Source organism: Arthrobacter sp. UYCo732, from assembly GCF_040547265.1.
GTDB lineage: Bacteria > Actinomycetota > Actinomycetes > Actinomycetales > Micrococcaceae > Arthrobacter.
On the sequence record NZ_JBEPPJ010000011.1, the window covers coordinates 1 to 16,386 of the forward strand.

Annotated in this window: 13 protein-coding genes; 5 read left to right on the forward strand and 8 right to left on the reverse strand. The window is 66.1% G+C overall.

All coding sequences use genetic code 11. The annotated features are described in order from the left end of the window. Positions 1 to 407: 407 nt before the first annotated feature. Genes ABIB45_RS14205 through ABIB45_RS14215 form a run of 3 tightly spaced genes read right to left on the reverse strand, consistent with a single transcriptional unit; the run spans position 408 to position 4,229 of the window. Entirely contained in the window at positions 408 to 1,577 is a 1,170-nt protein-coding gene (locus ABIB45_RS14205) for an ABC transporter ATP-binding protein (protein ID WP_354216506.1), read from the reverse strand. Next, positions 1,574 to 3,169, reverse strand: a complete 1,596-nt coding sequence (locus ABIB45_RS14210; RefSeq protein ID WP_354216507.1) for an ABC transporter permease — start codon at positions 3,167 to 3,169, stop codon at positions 1,574 to 1,576. The genes ABIB45_RS14205 and ABIB45_RS14210 overlap by 4 nt, the downstream gene beginning before the upstream one ends. 4 nt (positions 3,170 to 3,173) lie before the next feature. Beyond that, positions 3,174 to 4,229 carry an iron ABC transporter substrate-binding protein gene (locus tag ABIB45_RS14215; RefSeq protein ID WP_354216508.1) on the reverse strand — a complete coding sequence of 352 codons (1,056 nt, stop codon included), beginning with the start codon at positions 4,227 to 4,229 and terminating at the stop codon, positions 3,174 to 3,176. Positions 4,230 to 4,455: 226 nt separating this feature from the next. On the opposite strand from ABIB45_RS14215, the gene ABIB45_RS14220 reads away from it, so the two are divergent. Next, entirely contained in the window at positions 4,456 to 5,205 is a 750-nt protein-coding gene (locus ABIB45_RS14220) for an ABC transporter permease (RefSeq protein WP_354216509.1), read from the forward strand. Between the two features lie 6 nt (positions 5,206 to 5,211). Here the strand turns inward: ABIB45_RS14220 and ABIB45_RS14225 are convergent, their stop codons facing one another. Beyond that, the gene (locus ABIB45_RS14225) at positions 5,212 to 6,378 is read right to left on the reverse strand and encodes a glycoside hydrolase family 76 protein (RefSeq protein ID WP_354216510.1); all 1,167 of its coding nucleotides are present in this window, start codon (positions 6,376 to 6,378) and stop codon (positions 5,212 to 5,214) included. A 133-nt stretch (positions 6,379 to 6,511) separates the two neighbouring features. Between ABIB45_RS14225 and ABIB45_RS14230 the strand changes: the two genes are divergently transcribed. Together ABIB45_RS14230 and ABIB45_RS14235 are read left to right on the forward strand one after the other, a co-directional pair. Further along, positions 6,512 to 7,327, forward strand: coding sequence for an SDR family NAD(P)-dependent oxidoreductase (locus ABIB45_RS14230; RefSeq protein ID WP_354216511.1), 816 nt, complete (start codon positions 6,512 to 6,514; stop codon positions 7,325 to 7,327). Then, entirely contained in the window at positions 7,324 to 8,529 is a 1,206-nt protein-coding gene (locus ABIB45_RS14235; RefSeq protein ID WP_354216512.1) for an acyl-CoA dehydrogenase family protein, read from the forward strand. Before ABIB45_RS14230 ends, ABIB45_RS14235 begins: the two co-directional genes overlap by 4 nt. Positions 8,530 to 8,531: 2 nt before the next feature. Here the strand turns inward: ABIB45_RS14235 and ABIB45_RS14240 are convergent, their stop codons facing one another. Further along, entirely contained in the window at positions 8,532 to 9,368 is an 837-nt protein-coding gene (locus ABIB45_RS14240) for a DUF1684 domain-containing protein (protein WP_354216513.1), read from the reverse strand. Between the two features lie 136 nt (positions 9,369 to 9,504). On the opposite strand from ABIB45_RS14240, the gene ABIB45_RS14245 reads away from it, so the two are divergent. Both ABIB45_RS14245 and ppc read left to right on the forward strand, forming a co-directional pair. After that, complete coding sequence (locus tag ABIB45_RS14245) at positions 9,505 to 10,185, forward strand: NADPH-dependent F420 reductase (RefSeq protein ID WP_354216514.1); 681 nt, start codon at positions 9,505 to 9,507, stop codon at positions 10,183 to 10,185. A 338-nt stretch (positions 10,186 to 10,523) separates the two neighbouring features. Beyond that, complete coding sequence (gene ppc, locus ABIB45_RS14250; protein ID WP_354216515.1) at positions 10,524 to 13,355, forward strand: phosphoenolpyruvate carboxylase; 2,832 nt, start codon at positions 10,524 to 10,526, stop codon at positions 13,353 to 13,355. A 39-nt stretch (positions 13,356 to 13,394) separates the two neighbouring features. Here the strand turns inward: ppc and ABIB45_RS14255 are convergent, their stop codons facing one another. The 3 genes from ABIB45_RS14255 to ABIB45_RS14265 are packed head-to-tail and all read right to left on the reverse strand — an operon-like array spanning position 13,395 to position 16,372. Then, positions 13,395 to 14,138: an ABC transporter ATP-binding protein gene (locus tag ABIB45_RS14255; protein WP_354216516.1), complete on the reverse strand. Its 744-nt coding sequence runs from the start codon at positions 14,136 to 14,138 to the stop codon at positions 13,395 to 13,397. Then, complete coding sequence (locus ABIB45_RS14260) at positions 14,131 to 15,228, reverse strand: FecCD family ABC transporter permease (protein WP_354216517.1); 1,098 nt, start codon at positions 15,226 to 15,228, stop codon at positions 14,131 to 14,133. The genes ABIB45_RS14255 and ABIB45_RS14260 overlap by 8 nt, the downstream gene beginning before the upstream one ends. Further along, positions 15,218 to 16,372: an ABC transporter substrate-binding protein gene (locus ABIB45_RS14265; RefSeq protein ID WP_354216518.1), complete on the reverse strand. Its 1,155-nt coding sequence runs from the start codon at positions 16,370 to 16,372 to the stop codon at positions 15,218 to 15,220. The genes ABIB45_RS14260 and ABIB45_RS14265 overlap by 11 nt, the downstream gene beginning before the upstream one ends. Between the last annotated feature and the right edge of the window lie 14 nt (positions 16,373 to 16,386).

Genomic DNA, 16,386 nt, shown 5'->3' on the forward strand with positions numbered 1-16,386 from the left:
ATGCCCACGATTCTCCCAGCCGCCCCTACGAGGACATGGTTATTCTGTCGGCGTTTTAAGAATTAGGGCCTGTCATTTCTGACCCACGCACCTAGAGGCATCTGTGTACATCCGTAAGGGGAGCAGGAGAATGCAACCCTCATGGGGGCCTATCGGCGGCCATGGTGAAGGTGGAATGGAATTGGACGGCTCAGGGAGGGTTCCGCCTTCTGGGTTAGTTCGCCTCCCGTCGGCAGCCAACAAAACCGTGCGCGACCGCAACGCCAACGACGCGGAGGAAGAATTCCCACGAGTCAACGCCTCCAAAGCCCCCCGGTCCCCGTCACGCAATTCCAAAGCCCTTGCCAGACAAACCATGGATCAAGTCTGACAAAAAACCATATCCAAAGGAATCAACGTCACGCTACCTAGTTGGGTTCGGCCGGATCCAAGGGAAACGCCACCGCTTCGCCCACCACGCGCAGGCAAAGTTCCATGCCCGGCCGTGCAATGGAGGCGTTCCAGTGCCGGATGGTGATGACCTCGCCGCCGCCGGGATAACGGTGGTCGCTGCCGCCGGCCAGTCCCGGTGGTACGGACAGCTTGAGCCGCACGGTGGTTTCGGGCCCGAAGTAGTCGGTGTCCACCACGACGCCGCGGATGGGCCCGTCCTCCGCAATGCGGATCTGCTCGGGCCTCAGCATCACCTGCACGCGGCCCTGGGCCGGTGGCCGGCGGACGGGGATTGCACCGAGCGAGCAGGTGGCCAGTGAGCCCTCCATCCAGGCGTCCAGGATCACGGCGTCGCCCAGGAATTCGGCGGTGGCACGGTCGGCGGGGCGCGTGTAGACCACAAACGGGTTACCGATCTGCGCCAGCTTGCCGCCGCGCATCACGGCCACCTGGTCCGCGAAGGACAGCGCTTCTGCCTGGTCGTGGGTGACCAGGATGGTGGTGACGCCGGCGTCGCTCAGGACCTTTGCCACGGCCCGCCGGGTTGCCACCCGCAGCCCCGCGTCCAAAGCCGAGAACGGCTCGTCCAGCAGCATGAGTTCGGGTTCGCGGGCCAGTGCGCGGGCCAGGGCCACACGCTGTTGTTGCCCGCCGGAAAGCTGATGTGGGCGCCGTTTGGCCATGGCGGGGTCCAGGGAGACCATGTCCAGCAGCTCCGTGATCCGGTCAGCCACTGCCGGGCGGCCGCCCGGCAGCTTGGCTGAGTCAAGCCCGAAGGCGACGTTCTGGCCCACCGTGAGATGGGGGAAGAGCGCACCGTCCTGGGCAACGTACCCCACATGCCGTTTGTGGGCCGGGAGCCAAACGCCGTCGCCCGCCACCTTGGTGCCATTGAGCGAGATAGTGCCGGTGGCGGGGTGTTCAAATCCCGCGATCAGCCGCAGCAGCGTGGTCTTGCCGGACCCGGAGGGGCCCACAATGGCAGTGGTGCCGCCCTTGGCCACGGACAGGTTGACGCCCTTGAGTACAGCCTGAGTCCCGAAATTCTTGGTGACGTCCGCTATCTGCAGGTGGCTGTTCGTGGACGGCTCCACGGATGGCGCGATCCGCGGTCCGGGGAGCCTGGAAGGGGATTGTTCGGTCACTGTCCGGCCACTTTCTTGGACTGCTGGAAGAGAAGGTAGGTCATGGGGGCGGAGAGCAGGATCATCAGCAAGGCATACGGTGCGGCACCCGCATAGTCGATCTCGCTGCTTTTGCTCCAGAACTCGGTGGCCAGTGTGCGCGTCCCGTTCGGTGAGAGCAGGAGCGTGGCGGTGAGCTCGTTGGCGATGGCAAGGAAAACCAGGGCCGCGCCGCCGGCGGCGGCGGGAGCTGTGAGCCGCAGCGTCACCCGGATGAAGGACAGGAACGGCGGTTTGCCCAAAGCCTGGGCGGCTTCGTCGAGTTCCTTCGGGGCCTGGGACAGGCCCGCGCGCAGGTTCACCAGCGCCCGTGGCAGGAACAGCAGGACGTAGGCGGCCACCAGCACCCCGGCGCTCTGGTAGATGCCGGGCACCAGCCGGATGCTGACCGTCACAAACGCCAGACCCACCACAATTCCCGGCAACGAGCTGGTGACGTAGTTGGAGAGTTCCAGGGATTTGCTGAACCAACTGGGGTGCCGCACCGCCAGGAAAGCCATGGGAAAGGCGACGACCGTGGTCACCACGGCGCCGGCAAGCCCGTAGCCCAGGGTGGACACCAGGGCCGGCAGGAACTCGTCCGCCACCCAGATCGCCGAACCGCCCGCCGTGATCCAGCGCAGGACCAGAAACAGCGGCAGCCCGAAGGCCAACGCCGTCAGGGCAAGCAGGGCGAGCTGGGCCGGGATCTGGTAGGCGTGCAGCGGCAGGCGCAGTGACTTGGCCTGGGCGCCCGAGCCGATCCGGGCGTAGCGTGCTGTGCCTCGGCCGCGTACTTCCACCACCAGCAGGATCAGGCAGAAAAACACCAGCACACTGGCCAGCATGTTGCCGGCAGTACCGTTGAACGTGGACTGGTACTGGATCATGATCGCGGTGGTGAAGGTATCGAAGCGGATCATCGCGAACGCGCCATATTCGGCGAGCAGGTGCAACGCCACCAGCAGCGCACCGCCGGTCATGGCGATGCGCAGTTGGGGAAGCACTACCCGGAAGAAGACCCGCCAATTGCCAAGCCCCAGTGCGGCGGCGGACTGTTCGATGGCAGGGTCAAGGCGGCCGAGCGTTGCCGCCGCCGGGATATACACCAAGGGGAAATAGGAGAGCGTGGCGATCAGTACCCCTGAGCCCAGCCCCTCCAGGGATGGAACGGCGGACACCCAGGCATAGCTGTTTACGAACGCCGGAATAGCCAGGGGCGCGGCCAACAGGACCGCCCAGATCTTCCGGCCACGCAGACGCGTCCGTTCCACCAGCCACGCACCGCCCACGCCCAGGAAAATGCAGAGCGGAACGGTGATCACCATCAGCATGATGGTGTTGAGCAGAAGTTCGCCAACGCGCGGCCGGAAGATCAGTTCGACGGCGGTGTTCCACCCCGTTGCCGCCGTCATGTACACGACGTACCCCAGCGGGATGAGGGAAAACAGGGCGATCAGCACCGCCAGGATGGACACCGTGGAAACGCCGAAAGGCGGGCGGGGGCGCTTGCCCCGGCCCGCCGTCGTCGTCGTGATCCCCGCTGCCGGGGGAGCCGATAGATCGGAGGTCACTGGATTACAGGAGTCCTGCCTTGGTCATCATCTCGGTGACCTTGGCGGAGTTGAGCTTGGCCGGGTCCACGGTGGGAGCCTGCAGGCCCTTGAGCGGAACCAGCTTGTCGTTGGCCGGCACATCAGAGGCGATGGCGTACTCGAAGGAGGTGCCGTTCTTCAGGACTTCCTGGCCCTTCTTGCCGGTGATGAACTTCAGGAACGCCTGCCCGGCGGCCGCATTCTTGGAGGTCTTCAGCACGCCGCCGCCCGACACGGAGACAAACGCGCCCGGATCCTGGTTCTTGAAGTAGTACGGCGTGACGTTCTTCGAGTTCTCGCCGGTCTTGGCCTGGTCGCCGTAGTAGTAGTAGTGGTAGATCAGGGCGGCATCGATTTCGCCGGCGTTGACTTGCTTCATGGCGGTGCTGTTGCCCTTGTATGCGGTGAAGTTTTCCTTCATGCCCTTGAGCCAATCCTCGGTGGCGGCTTCGCCCTTGAGCTCGAGCAGCGCGGCCACGATGGCCTGGAAGTCGGCGCCGGACGGCGATGCGGCCCACTTGCCCTTCCACTCCGGGTTGGCCAGGTCCAGCATGGACTTGGGCAGCTTGTCCTCGGTCAGCTTGGCTTTGTCGTAGACCAGGACGGTGGAGCGGGCGGCGATGCCCGTCCACTTGTTGGTACTCGGGCGGAACTCGGCGGGAACCTGGTCAACGGTGGCCTTGTCGACGTCGGCAAAGAGGCCTTCATTTTCAACCTGCGCCATTGCAGGGGAGTTTTCGGTGAGGAATACGTCAGCCGGGGAGGCTGCGCCTTCCTGGACGATCTGGTTGGACAGTTCGGTGTCCGAACCCTGGCGCAAGGTCACCTTGACGCCGGTCTCAGCCGTGAATGCGTCGACCCATTCCTGGGTGAGGCTTTCGTGCTGGGCGTTGTACACCGTAATCTCGCCGGAAGGTTTGGTATCCGAGGACGCGGAACCGGTGGCCGCCGGGGTGGTGCTGCCGCCACAGGCGGTCAGACCGAGGGCTGCAGTGGCGGCGAGCGCGATGCCGGCCAGTGCGCTGTTGCGGATCTTCATGAGGGCTGCTTTCTGGGGAAAAGTTGGGGGACCGGGAGTCCCTGGTGAGCCGCGGACGGGGGGTGGCTCACATTGGAACTGTAGGTTAGCCAAACCTAAGGCAGCAAACGCATGCGGCCTGATGTGATCAGGATCACATCCATTACGAAACTATTGCGTGACGTAATTAGTTTGGGCTGGGGAGGCTGGGAGTGGCCGCCGGCGCCCTCGTGGATATGCTAACTCCATGCCTGAGCTCGACTACTTCGTCCCCACTCTTGCGGGCGTTGGGCTGCTGCTGGTGCTGGCTACGGCGGTGCTCCTGGCCTTCCGCGTACCGTCCGGGTTTTCGCCGGCGCTGGCCATCTTCAGGGGCGCCGTCCAGCTGGCGGCAGTGAGCTTTGTCCTCAGCGGCATCATCACCAGTCCTGGCTGGGTTGCCTTGGCGTTGCTGGTGATGTTCGCCGTCGCGGCGGTCAGCGCCACCCGGCGGGTCGGCTGGAGCTGGCCACACCTGGGGCTGGTCGGCGGGTCCATGGCGGCCGGCGTCGGCGCCACGCTCCTGATCATCTTCGGTTCCGGTGCCATCGAGTTCAGTCCCCGCTATGCCCTCGCAATCGGCGGAATAGTGATCGGCAACGCCATGACTGTGGCCGTCCTGGCCGGCCGGCGCTTCGCCGAAACCGTCCACGACCATTGGGATGAGGTGGAGGGCTGGCTGGCGCTGGGCGCTTCGCCGCGGCGGGCCACCCTGGATCTCGCCCGGCGTTCCGTCCGCTCGGCCCTCATTCCAGCCACCGACCAGACCAAAACTACGGGTCTGGTCACGCTGCCCGGCGCATTCGTGGGCGCCATCTTCGGTGGGATTTCGCCGTTGGAAGCGGGCCGGTTTCAGATTGTGGTGCTCGCCGCCATCATGGCTGCCGGTGCCGTTACCGCTGTCCTGGTGGTCGCCCAGCTTGCTCCGGTCCGCCAGCTGCCGGCACTGCCCCGCTGACGGATGCTACTTAAGGCTGGCAGCGGCCTCCAGTACCATCCAGGCCTGCAGCTGGGTGGAGAGTTCGACGGCGGCGCCCGCCGGGTAGGTGCCGGCCGCCGGCTGTGCTGCGTGGACGGAGAAGAGCGGCCCGCCGTCCGTCCGCCGGCCCACCCAGAAGGCCTCCGCCGTCGCGGTGATGAGTTCGGCTGCGGTAGACCGGACCTCCTCCGGGAGCCTGGCATCGAGGGCGGCGAGCGCCAGGTAACGGCACAGGATCCCGGTGAAGAGTCCGCCGTCGCCCGTTCCATCGCAGCGGAGGATGCTGGTGCGGGTATCCGGTTCACTCCCGGGCACCACTGCGTGGGCAGGTACCGTCAGATGCCTGTCCACCGCCCCGATCACGGTGGCGGCCCGTGCGAGGTTTTCCTCGCCGCCGAGCTCCAGCAGCGCCCCAAGCACCGGCCCCTGGTTGTAGGTATAGATGGTGTTCTCTACGGTTATCTCGCCGGCCGCATTAAGACGCGCCCCATCGACGTAGAGGCCCTGGGCCTGGTCGAACAGCACGGTATTGAGCCAGTCCACCAGCCGCTGCGCCTTTGCCTGCTGGCTGGTGCGGGCGTAGTAGAGCGCGACGGGGGCGGTTGCCGGGGTGTTTTTGAAGTCGCGCTTCTTGCTCCAGAAGGTCCCGCCGCCCAGGTCGTCGGTGGAGGCGGACTCGAACTGCAGGGTCAGGGTTTTGTGGATCCGGGCGTTGCGGCGGCGGCCCGGTTTGCGCGTTTCTTCGGCCAGGGACTGGAGCCGCAGGGTGGCAAGGGCCAGCCATGCCATGTCGTCGTAGTAGTTGTTGACGAAGGTAAAGAGGTTCCGCATCCTCATGCCCGTGACGAGCCTGGACGCCAGCTTGCCTGCGCTGGGATTGCCGGGGCCGTTGAAGCGTGCCGCCGGGGTGGCGCCGTTGCCCAGTTCGCGGCGGCCGGTGTCCACCAGGCAGTCCACATAGTGCGCCTGCCACCAGTAGTGCCAGGGGCTGACGAGGTTCGTCAGCCGGTTCGACGGCCACAGGACCGAGCCTAAATGCGTACCGGGCAAAAACAGTAGCCGCTGGCCGAACCGTGACGTCACCGCGCGGGCGGCTTCATTGGCGCGCGCCGGCCAGTCGACGGCAGGTGGAGTGGTGTCCGGCGGAGTCATGCGTCCAGCCTAACCGGCGCCGCACTGTTGTCTTTCGGAGGGCGTACGGGTGCGGGCCGCATGGATTTCAGTTAAGATTCACTAACCAATGTTCCGTGCAGGCATACATGCGGGGCCGCATCAGGGAGGATGTATGGACGTCAAGGGTACGGTCGCGCTGATTACGGGCGGGGCATCCGGTTTGGGCGCTGCTACGGCGAAACGCCTGTTCAACGACGGCGCCTCGGTGGTTCTGATCGACCTGCCGTCCGCTGCGGGCGCAGCCTATGCGGAGGAGTTGAATGCCGCGAGCACCGATGGGGGCACCAGCACCGGCACCAGCCAGCGAGCAGTCTTTGTCCCCGCGGACGTCACCAACGAAGCGGAGGTGCAGGCCGCCGTCGACACCGCCGTAACCCTGGGGCCGCTCCGGATTGTAGTGAACTGCGCCGGTATCGCTACCCCCGGCAAGGTGCTGGGCCGGGAGGGGGTTCTCCCTCTGGACACCTTTAATCGCGTGATTCAGGTGAACCTCATCGGGACGTTCAACGTGCTGCGGCTCGCCGCTGCAGCCATGGTGGCCACCGAGCCGGTCAGCACCAGCCTGGGCGGCTCCGAGCGCGGCGTCATTGTGAACACGGCATCCGTAGCGGCCTTCGACGGGCAGATCGGCCAGCCGGCCTACGCCGCCTCCAAAGGCGCCGTCGCCGCCATGACGTTGCCGCTGGCCCGGGAACTGGCGCGCTCGCTGGTGCGGGTGGTGACCATCGCTCCGGGCATCTTCGAAACACCCATGATGGCCACCCTGCCGCAGGACCCGCAGGATTCGCTGGGCCAGCAGGTCCCGCATCCTTCCCGCCTGGGCCGGCCGGCCGAATACGCCAGCCTGGTGGCCCACATCGTCGAGAACGCCATGCTCAACGGGGAAACTATCAGGCTCGACGGCGCCATCCGGATGGGCCCGAAATGACCGAACTGCCCACCGCCGACTTTTTCGCATTCGAGTCCCTCCTCAGCTCGAAGGAGCGGGCCAAGCTGGCCGACCTGCGCGAATTCCTCGCCGCGGAGATCGCCCCCTACGCGTCCGGCTGGTGGAACAAGGCCGAGTTTCCGGCGCACCTTCTGCCCAAGCTCGCCGCGCTTGAGCTGAGCACACCGGCCCAGCGCGGCTACAGCCACCTGTTCGCAGGCCTGGTCATTGCTGAGATGACCCGTGTGGACACCTCCATCGCCACCTTCTTCCTGGTCCACCATGACCTGTTCGTCGAGTCGCTCTACGGCTTTGGCTCGGCAGCCCAGAAGGACCGGCTGCTCGCGGACGCCTCGAGCCTGCGCATCACCGGCGCGTTCGCCCTGACCGAGCCCGGGCACGGCTCCGACGTGGCCGGCGGGATGGAGACCGGTGCCCGGCGGATTTCCAGCAGTACCGGCGAGCCCGACGACGACGGCGACGCCTGGGTGCTCAACGGCGCCAAGCGCTGGATCGGGAACGGTACGTTCTGCGACTACATGCTGGTGTGGGCCAGGGACGAATCCGCCGGTGCCGACGGGCCCGGCGCGGTCCGCGGCTTCATTGTTGATGCGTCCTTGCCTGGGGTGAGCAGGAGCCGGATCGAGAACAAGATCGCGCTGCGGACGGTGCAGAACGCCGACATTGTTTTCAAGGACGTCCAGGTCGCCGAGGCTGACCGGTTTGCCGGGATCAGCAGTTTCGAGGACGCCAACCAGCTCCTGCGTGGCTCGCGGATCATGGTGGCCTGGCAAGCGGTGGGGCAGCAGCTGGCGGCGTTCGACGTCGCCCGGCAGTACGCCGTCGAACGCCAGCAGTTCGGCCGGCCGCTGGCGAAGTTCCAGCTCATCCAGCAGCAGCTGGTGACCATGCTGGGCAATACCGTGGCGAGCATGGGCATGATGGCGCGGCTCGCCCAACTGCAGGACGACGGCGCCGCCCACATGCCGCAGGTGGCCCTCGCCAAGTCCTACACCAGTGCCAGGATGCGCGAGACGGTGGCGCTGGGCCGGTCCATCCTGGGCGGCAACGGCATCGTGACCGACTACCGGATGGGCAAGATCTTCGCCGACGCCGAAGCAATCTTCACGTATGAAGGCTCGTTTGAGATCAACACGCTGATCGTGGGCCGGGCGGTCACCGGGGTCTCGGCGATTGTGTAGCGTCAGTCAGCCAAGGTTGGCTGCTTCTCGCCGGCCTCAATCTTTGCGTCCAGGCTGTTGTTCTTAACTGGCATGGGGCAGGTCCCGAACGGGGTGAATGCGCTGGGGTAGTTGATGGCACGGTTGAAATCGAGCACCACCGTTGCGTTGCCGGCGGCGTCCACCCTGGGCCGGGGCGTGGATACTTTGCGCCACTCGTCCGTTGAGTCCCCGTTGGTGCCGTCGTGGAACGTGACGGTCAGTGCACCCAGCTTTTCCTCCTCGGCGTGCAGGCGGTATTCATGGTCAACCCCGGGCAGCCGGAAAACCACTTCGCCCACCGAATAATGAACGCCATCCACCAGCGGGTTGGCCGTTCCAATCGGGATCGCCACCGGCCCGGGGTACGGCTCGTAGGTTGCGTCAATGACCAGGTGCGGGTTGTAGTCGAAGGTGGGGACGCCGTCGAACTCCGTCAGGACGGGCGAGGCTGAATCCCGGGTGCGGATGGCGTACCGGTCGGCGCGCACTGCCAGTTCAACCACCACCTGCTGCCCGTCCGCGCCGCCGAACTGCACCCACATCAGGGATTCCTCATCGGCGAGGGCGGCGGTGACGGTTCCGTCAACGGGCTCACCGGTGGCCACCAGCGTCAGGCCGGCCTGCACCGCTGCGGTGAGGACCGCCGTCGTACCGTCCGTTGACCACAGGCCGGGGGCGAGGTCGACGGCGGCGGGAACGGATTCCAGCCACTGGAAGGAGGTGAGGGTCAGCCAGCCGTGGCGGGCGGCGAGGGCTTTGTTCCGGTTGGTGCGGAAACGCTGCCAGCGTTCCAGCTGCGCGGCTACTGCGGTGCTCATGGTTCCTCCAGGATGGTTTCCGGTTCCTGCGTTTCAACCGTGGCGGTATGTAATTCATTCCGCGCCCTTGATTCCACGCGGGCGGCGGCGCGCAGTTGCCCTTGCAAAGCGGCCACCGGCGAGTAACGTCGGACGCATGAAGATCGCGATTCTTGGCACGGGCATGGTAGGCCGGACCCTCGCGGGTGCACTGTCCAGGCTGGGACATGAGGTGGTGGTGGGCACCCGCGATCCCGGGGAGACGTTGGCCCGCAGCGGACCCGACGCCATGGGCACCCCTCCTTTCAGTGAATGGCACGCAGCCAACCAGCGCATCGCCGTGGGATCGTTCGCGGATGCCGCAGCTGCCGGCGAGTTGGTGGTGAATGCCACTAACGGAGCAGGCGCACTTGCAGCCCTCAGCGCTGCCGGGTCGGCCAACCTGTCCGGGAAAGTCTTGTTGGACGTGTCCAACCCGCTCGACTTTTCCCAAGGCATGCCGCCGGTGCTGAACCCGGTCAACACTGACAGCAACGCGGAAAGGATCCAGAGTTCGTTCCCGGACGCCCGCGTGGTCAAGTCGTTGAACACCATGAACGCGGCGCTGATGGTCGACCCTGGGCGGGTTGCCGGCGGGGATCACTCGGTGTTTGTCTCCGGCGATGACGCCGATGCCAAGACGACGGTGACTGAACTCCTCGAGGCACTCGGCCACCGTGACATCATCGACCTTGGAGACATCACCACAGCCCGCGGCGCTGAAATGATGCTGCCGGTATGGCTGCGTCTGTGGTCGGCGCTGGGCACGCCGGACTTCAATTTCAAGATTGTCCGCTGAAGCAGCCGTGATCCTGGAAGCAGCGCGGTCCCGGTGGTTTGCCTGGCCCTGATCGCAGTGACGGAGACGGCGCCTGCGGAGGAAAATCACCATCCGGGTTTCGGTACCACCGGCTGGTGAGGCCCACAAATCGGTGGTTGCGCCGAACAGCAAAGTCGATGCGCCCCGGACGGCGACCCAGCAGACCGCGTCTGCGGCGGACGTCGCGGGCAAGGACATGATCGGAGACGGATTCCGCCTTCGCCGTCCCGGACAGGTAGCATCGACTGGTAGTAACGCGGCTCACAGTATCCAGCGCAGTGTACGAGCCAAGTCCGAACCCTCGAAAGATAGTTTCCATGGCTAACACTGCAGTGAATCCCTCAACCGACCTCGCTTCCGAACTGCGGGCAGACGTCCGGCGCGTCTCCACCCTCCTCGGTGAATCCCTGGTACGACAGCACGGCCCAGAACTCCTTTCCCTGGTGGAGCAGGTCCGCCTCCTCACCAAGGAATCCAAGGAAGCGGCCCGCGGCGGCGCCGATGCCACGGGCCCCTGGAGCGCGCACGACGTCGTGGACCAGGTCCGCGAACTGCTCGGCTCCCTGCCGATCGAGCAGGCAACCGACCTGGTGCGAGCCTTCGCCTTCTTCTTCCACCTCGCAAACGCGGCCGAGCAGGTCCACCGTGTCCGTACCCTGCGGACCAGACAGGAAAAGGACGGCTGGCTGGCCAGGGCCGTTGCCGACATCGCCGCCCAGGCGGGCCCCGAACGGCTCCAGGAAGTAGTGAACGGGCTGGACGTCCGGCCGATCTTCACCGCTCACCCCACCGAGGCCTCCCGCCGCTCGGTGCTGGACAAAATCCGCAAACTCTCCGACGTCCTGGCCCAACCCACCCAGGAAGGTACGACAGCGCGCCGCCGGCAGGACCGGCAGCTGTCCGAGGTCATCGACCAGATGTGGCAGACCGACGAGCTGCGCCAGGTGCGCCCCACTCCAGTGGACGAGGCCCGTAATGCGATCTACTATCTCGGTGGAATCCTGACGGACGCCATGCCGGAGATGCTCTCGGATTTATCGGACCTGCTGGGCGAACACGGCGTCAGCCTCTCGTCCCAGGCCGCCCCCATCCGGTTTGGCTCCTGGATCGGCGGCGACCGCGACGGCAACCCCAACGTCACGGCCGCAGTCACCCGGGAGATCCTGCAGATCCAGAACCAGCACGCCGTCCGCATCAGCATTGCGATGATGGACGACCTGATCTCCATCCTCTCCAACTCCACCTCGCTGGCCGGGACGGACCAGGGCCTGCTGGACTCGATCGATGTGGACCTGAAGAATCTCCCGGGCCTGGACCGCCGTGTCCTGGAACTCAACGCCCAGGAACCCTACCGACTCAAGCTCACCTGCATCAAGGCCAAGCTCATCAACACAGGCAAGCGCGTGGCCGCAGGCTCCAACCACGAACACGGCCGCGACTACAGCTCCACCGCGGAGCTCCTGGCCGATCTCGAACTGCTGGAAATTTCCCTCCGCAACCACTCGGCGTCGCTCGTTGCCGACGGTGCGCTGGCCCGCGTACGCCGCGCTGTTGCCTCCTTTGGCCTGCACCTGGCCACCCTGGACATCCGCGAGCACGCGGACCACCACCACGACGCCGTCGGGCAGCTGATGGACCGGATTGGCGGCCCGGGCCTCCGCTACGCCGAGCTCAGCCGCGCCGAGCGATTCGAGGTGCTGGGCTCGGAGCTGGCCTCCCGCCGTCCGCTGTCCGGCCACCCAATCAAGCTCGACGGTGTTGCTGACGGCACATACGACGTCTTCCGTGAGATCCGCCGCGCGCTGCGCCTGTACGGTCCGGACGTCATCGAGACCTACATCATTTCCATGACCCGCGGCGCGGACGACGTCCTGGCCGCAGCGGTCCTGGCGCGCGAAGCCGGCCTGATCAACCTCTTCGGTGAAGCCCCTTTCGCCAAGATCGGCTTCGCGCCGCTGCTGGAAACCGTCGAGGAACTGCGCGCCTCGGCGGAAATCGTGGACCAGTTGCTGTCCGTCCCGTCCTACCGCGACCTGGTCCGGCTGCGCGGCGATGTCCAGGAAATCATGCTGGGTTACTCGGACTCCAACAAGGAATCCGGGGTGATGACCAGCCAGTGGGAGATTCACAAGACCCAGCGCAACCTGCGCGACATCGCGGCCAAGCACGGTGTCCGGGTCCGGCTGTTCCACGGCCGCGGCGGGTCCGTGGGCCGCGGCGGCGGCCCTACGTACGATGCCATCATGGCGCAGCCCAACGGCGTGCTGGAGGGCGAGATCAAGTTCACCGAACAGGGCGAGGTCATCTCGGACAAGTACTCCCTGCCCGAGCTGGCCCGGGAAAACCTGGAACTTTCGCTGGCCGCCGTGCTACAGGGTTCGGCCCTGCACCGCGACCCCCGGACGTCTGACGATCAGCGCGGGCGGTACGGAGACGTCATGGAGACCATCTCCGACGGAGCCTTCGACCGGTACCGCCGTCTGATCGACGATCCGGACCTGCCGGCCTATTTCTTGGCGTCGACTCCGGTGGAGCAGCTCGGCTCGCTGAACATCGGCTCGCGTCCGTCCAAGCGCCCGGATTCCGGGGCCGGGCTTGAAGGCCTGCGCGCCATTCCATGGGTGTTCGGCTGGACCCAGTCCCGGCAGATCGTGCCGGGCTGGTTCGGCGTGGGGTCCGGCCTGAAGGCGGCCCGCGAAGCCGGCCACTCCGCCCAGCTTGCGGAAATGATCGGGCACTGGCATTTCTTCCGGTCGGTCCTGTCCAACGTGGAGATGACCCTGGCCAAGACGGACCTGGACATCGCCGGCTACTACGTATCAACCCTGGTTCCGCAGGAGCTGCACCGCCTGTTCCATGACATCCGCGAGGAGTACGAACTCACCGTCGCGGAAATCCGGAACCTCACCGGCGAGCACACCATCCTGGATGCCCATCCCACGCTCAAGCGTTCGCTGGAGATCCGCGACCAGTACCTCGACCCCATCAGCTACCTGCAGGTCGAGCTGCTGCGCCGCGTGCGTGAAGCACAGGGCGTCCAAGGTACTGACGGCGAAAGCATTAGTAATACCGAGATCGGCGAACGCCTCCAGCGGGCCATGCTGATCACCGTCAACGGGGTGGCTGCCGGCCTGCGCAACACCGGCTAAACGCGCTCTCACATCCTTCCGGTTTTCCCGGACGCTCGCTCACCGGCCGCCGTAGTGCACCACGACGGTCCGGCGGGTGCTGGGGCCGTCGGTGTAGGCCATGGTGCTGACGCCCACGTCATAAAGCGCCGTCAGTTCCTTCTGAGTCAGGAGTTCCAGAGCGTCACCGGTCCGGGGTCCCTTGGGGGTGAGAAGGACCGCGCGGTCCGCCAGGTACAGGGCATGCTCCGGGTGGTGGGTACTGAGGAGCACGGCCATGCCGTCCGTCATCAGTTCGCGCAGGAGCCGCAGGACGCGGACCTGGTTCTTCAGGTCCAGTCCGGTAGCGGGCTCGTCCAGTACCAGGACGGGGCAGCCGGCAGCGATGGCTCGGGCAATCAGCACGAGTTGCTGCTCGCCGCCGCTAAGAGTGGGGAAGAACCGGTTTCGGAGGCCGGCAATGCCCACCCTGTCCATCGCCTCCAGGGAAGCAGCCCGGTCCGCCGCACCCGGCGAGCGGAAGAGGCCGATCTGCCGGGCCCGTCCCATCAGCACCATGTCCAGGGCCCGGTAGGCGAAGGTACTGCCGTGCGCCTGCGGGACGTAGCCGGCCCGGTCCGTCCGCCGGATGCTGCCCTCCACAGGGTTCAGCAGTCCTGCGGCGCAGCGGACCAGCGTGGTCTTGCCGCTGCCGTTGGGCCCCAGGACGGCAGTGGCAGTCCCGGGGAGTACATGGAAGCTCACGTCGCGGAAGACCCACTCGGTCCGGCTGTACCCGAAGCCCACGCCGTCCAGCTCAAGCACTTTCCCAGATCCTGTCCCGGTTCCGGCGCAGCAGCACAAAAAACACGGGCGCACCGATCAACGCTGTCAGCACGCCGAGCGGAATCTCGCCCGCCGTCGCGGTACGTGCCACCGTGTCCACCAGCATGATGTAGGCGCCACCCAGGAGGAAGGACACCGGCAGCAGCACCCTGTGGTCCGGACCCACCCACATCCTCGCCAGGTGCGGGATCACCAGGCCCACCCAGCTGACGGCACCGCTGACCGCCACCGCCCCGGCCACGATCAGTGCCACCGACACCAGTACCACCCAGCGCAGCGGGCGGGGACGAATCCCAAGGGCAGTGGCGTCGTCGTCGCCAAGCGAGAGTACGTTGATGCGCCAGCGCAGCGCCAGGAGCACCACCGCGCCGCCCACGACGGGAATCAGTGCCGCTGCCACCTTGCCGAAGGTGGCAGTGGCCACGCTGCCCAGGAGCCAGAAGACGATGGCCGGCAACGTCGTGTTCGGGTCCGCGATGTACGTGACCAGGGCGACCAGCGCGGAAAAGAAGGATCCCGTGACCACGCCCCCCAGCACGATCATCAGCAGGGGCGTCCCTCCGCGCCCGGACGTGATGAGGAACAGCGTGGCCAGGGCTACCAGGCCGAACGCGAAAGAACTCGTGATCAGCGCGAACGTCCCCAGACCCAGGAGCAGCGCAAGCGCGCCGCCGAAGGACGCGCCAGCGGACACGCCGATGATGTCCGGGCTGACCAGCGGATTGTGAAAGATGGCCTGCAGGGCGGCGCCGCCGATGGCCAGGCCGCCGCCCACTAGCATAGCCAGCAGCACACGGGGCAGCCTGACGAGCAGCACCACACTCTGCTCGGTGTCTGTTGCCTCGACCGGGAGCGGTAGGACCTGCCCCGCCAAAATTTGGACAACGTGCCAGAGTGGCACGTTGTAACGGCCCACCGCCAAAGCCACCAGCGCCACGGCAACCAGGAAGACTGTGCTGCTGGCGATAGGCTTCAGGGCCGGCGGTCCGTGCCTTTTGTTACCGTTCTGGACCGTGGACGACCGGCCGTGGCGGGCATCAAGCATGTGGTCCCTGGCGTCATGCAGCATTGAACTGCTGGTAGTGGTCAGAGCGCCCGTTCGCCGCGGTCCACAGGATCTTGTCCAGTTCGGCCGCCGTCGGCTTGTGGCTGTACAGGAAATCGAAGTATTCGGTGACTTTGCTCTGGAGCCTGGACTGCCGCTGGGGGAACGCGATGTCGCTGAGCCAGTGCCACATCAGCGGTGATTCCTGCCCGGGGGGATCCCAGCGGTACCCGCCAAGCGGCACCTTGTACACGCGCCGGGACTTCACCGCGGACACGGACTGCCAGACCGGGTCCGAGTACAGGTCCTGGGGCATGGCGGCGTCAAAATTCCCGAGCAGGATGACCTCCGGATCCCACCGGAGCACCTGCTCCACGTCCAGGCCAACCATCCCCGATCCCTTGAGTGGATCATCCCCGGTGGCGGGATTTGTGGCACCTACCAGTTTGATGTAGAAGTCGTTATAGCTATTGGCCGCGGCTACCTTGAGCCCGCCAGTGAACCGGTTAAAGTACAAAATGCTGGGTCCCTTGGAACTCCTGGCCGCCGCGAGTTCCTTAGTGGCGGCCAGTTCCGCGTCGCTCCGCGCCTTGATTTCCACTGCCCGCTCGGGCTTCCCCAGCATGGCCGCGAACATGGCCACCCAAGCGTCCACATCCTCCTGCTTGCCCGTATTCGTCAGGCCGATGACGTTCAGGCCGGCTTTCTCCAACGGATCGATGAGCTGCGCGTCGGACCACTGAATCACCACGTCCGGGTTGAGGGCACGCACGCTCTCCACGTTGGCCGTGAAGTCTTGGGTGGCGATCTCGTGCGGCAGGTCCAGGGCCTTGGGAAACATCGTGCCCATGATGCCGTCCCGCATGGCCACCCAGGACGCGTTGTGCATGGCCGCGAGGTGGTCCGCGGTCCGGTCTACTGCCAGCAGCAGGGACGCCGCCGGCATGGGGATGGTTACCACCCGCGTCACGGGCCGGGCAAAGGTGAGGGTTTTGCCGCGCTGATCGGTGACGCTGATTGCGCCACTGCCGCCGTTCGTGCCGTTCGTGGCAGGGCCCGACGGCGGCGGGGAACCAGGGGTGCCGGCGCATCCGGCCAGGAGGGCTGCCGTTCCTCCCGCTGCAAGGAGTTGAAGTGCGGTCCGGCGGTTCAGGTCCGCGGTTGCCATGGTGTGACCCCCTG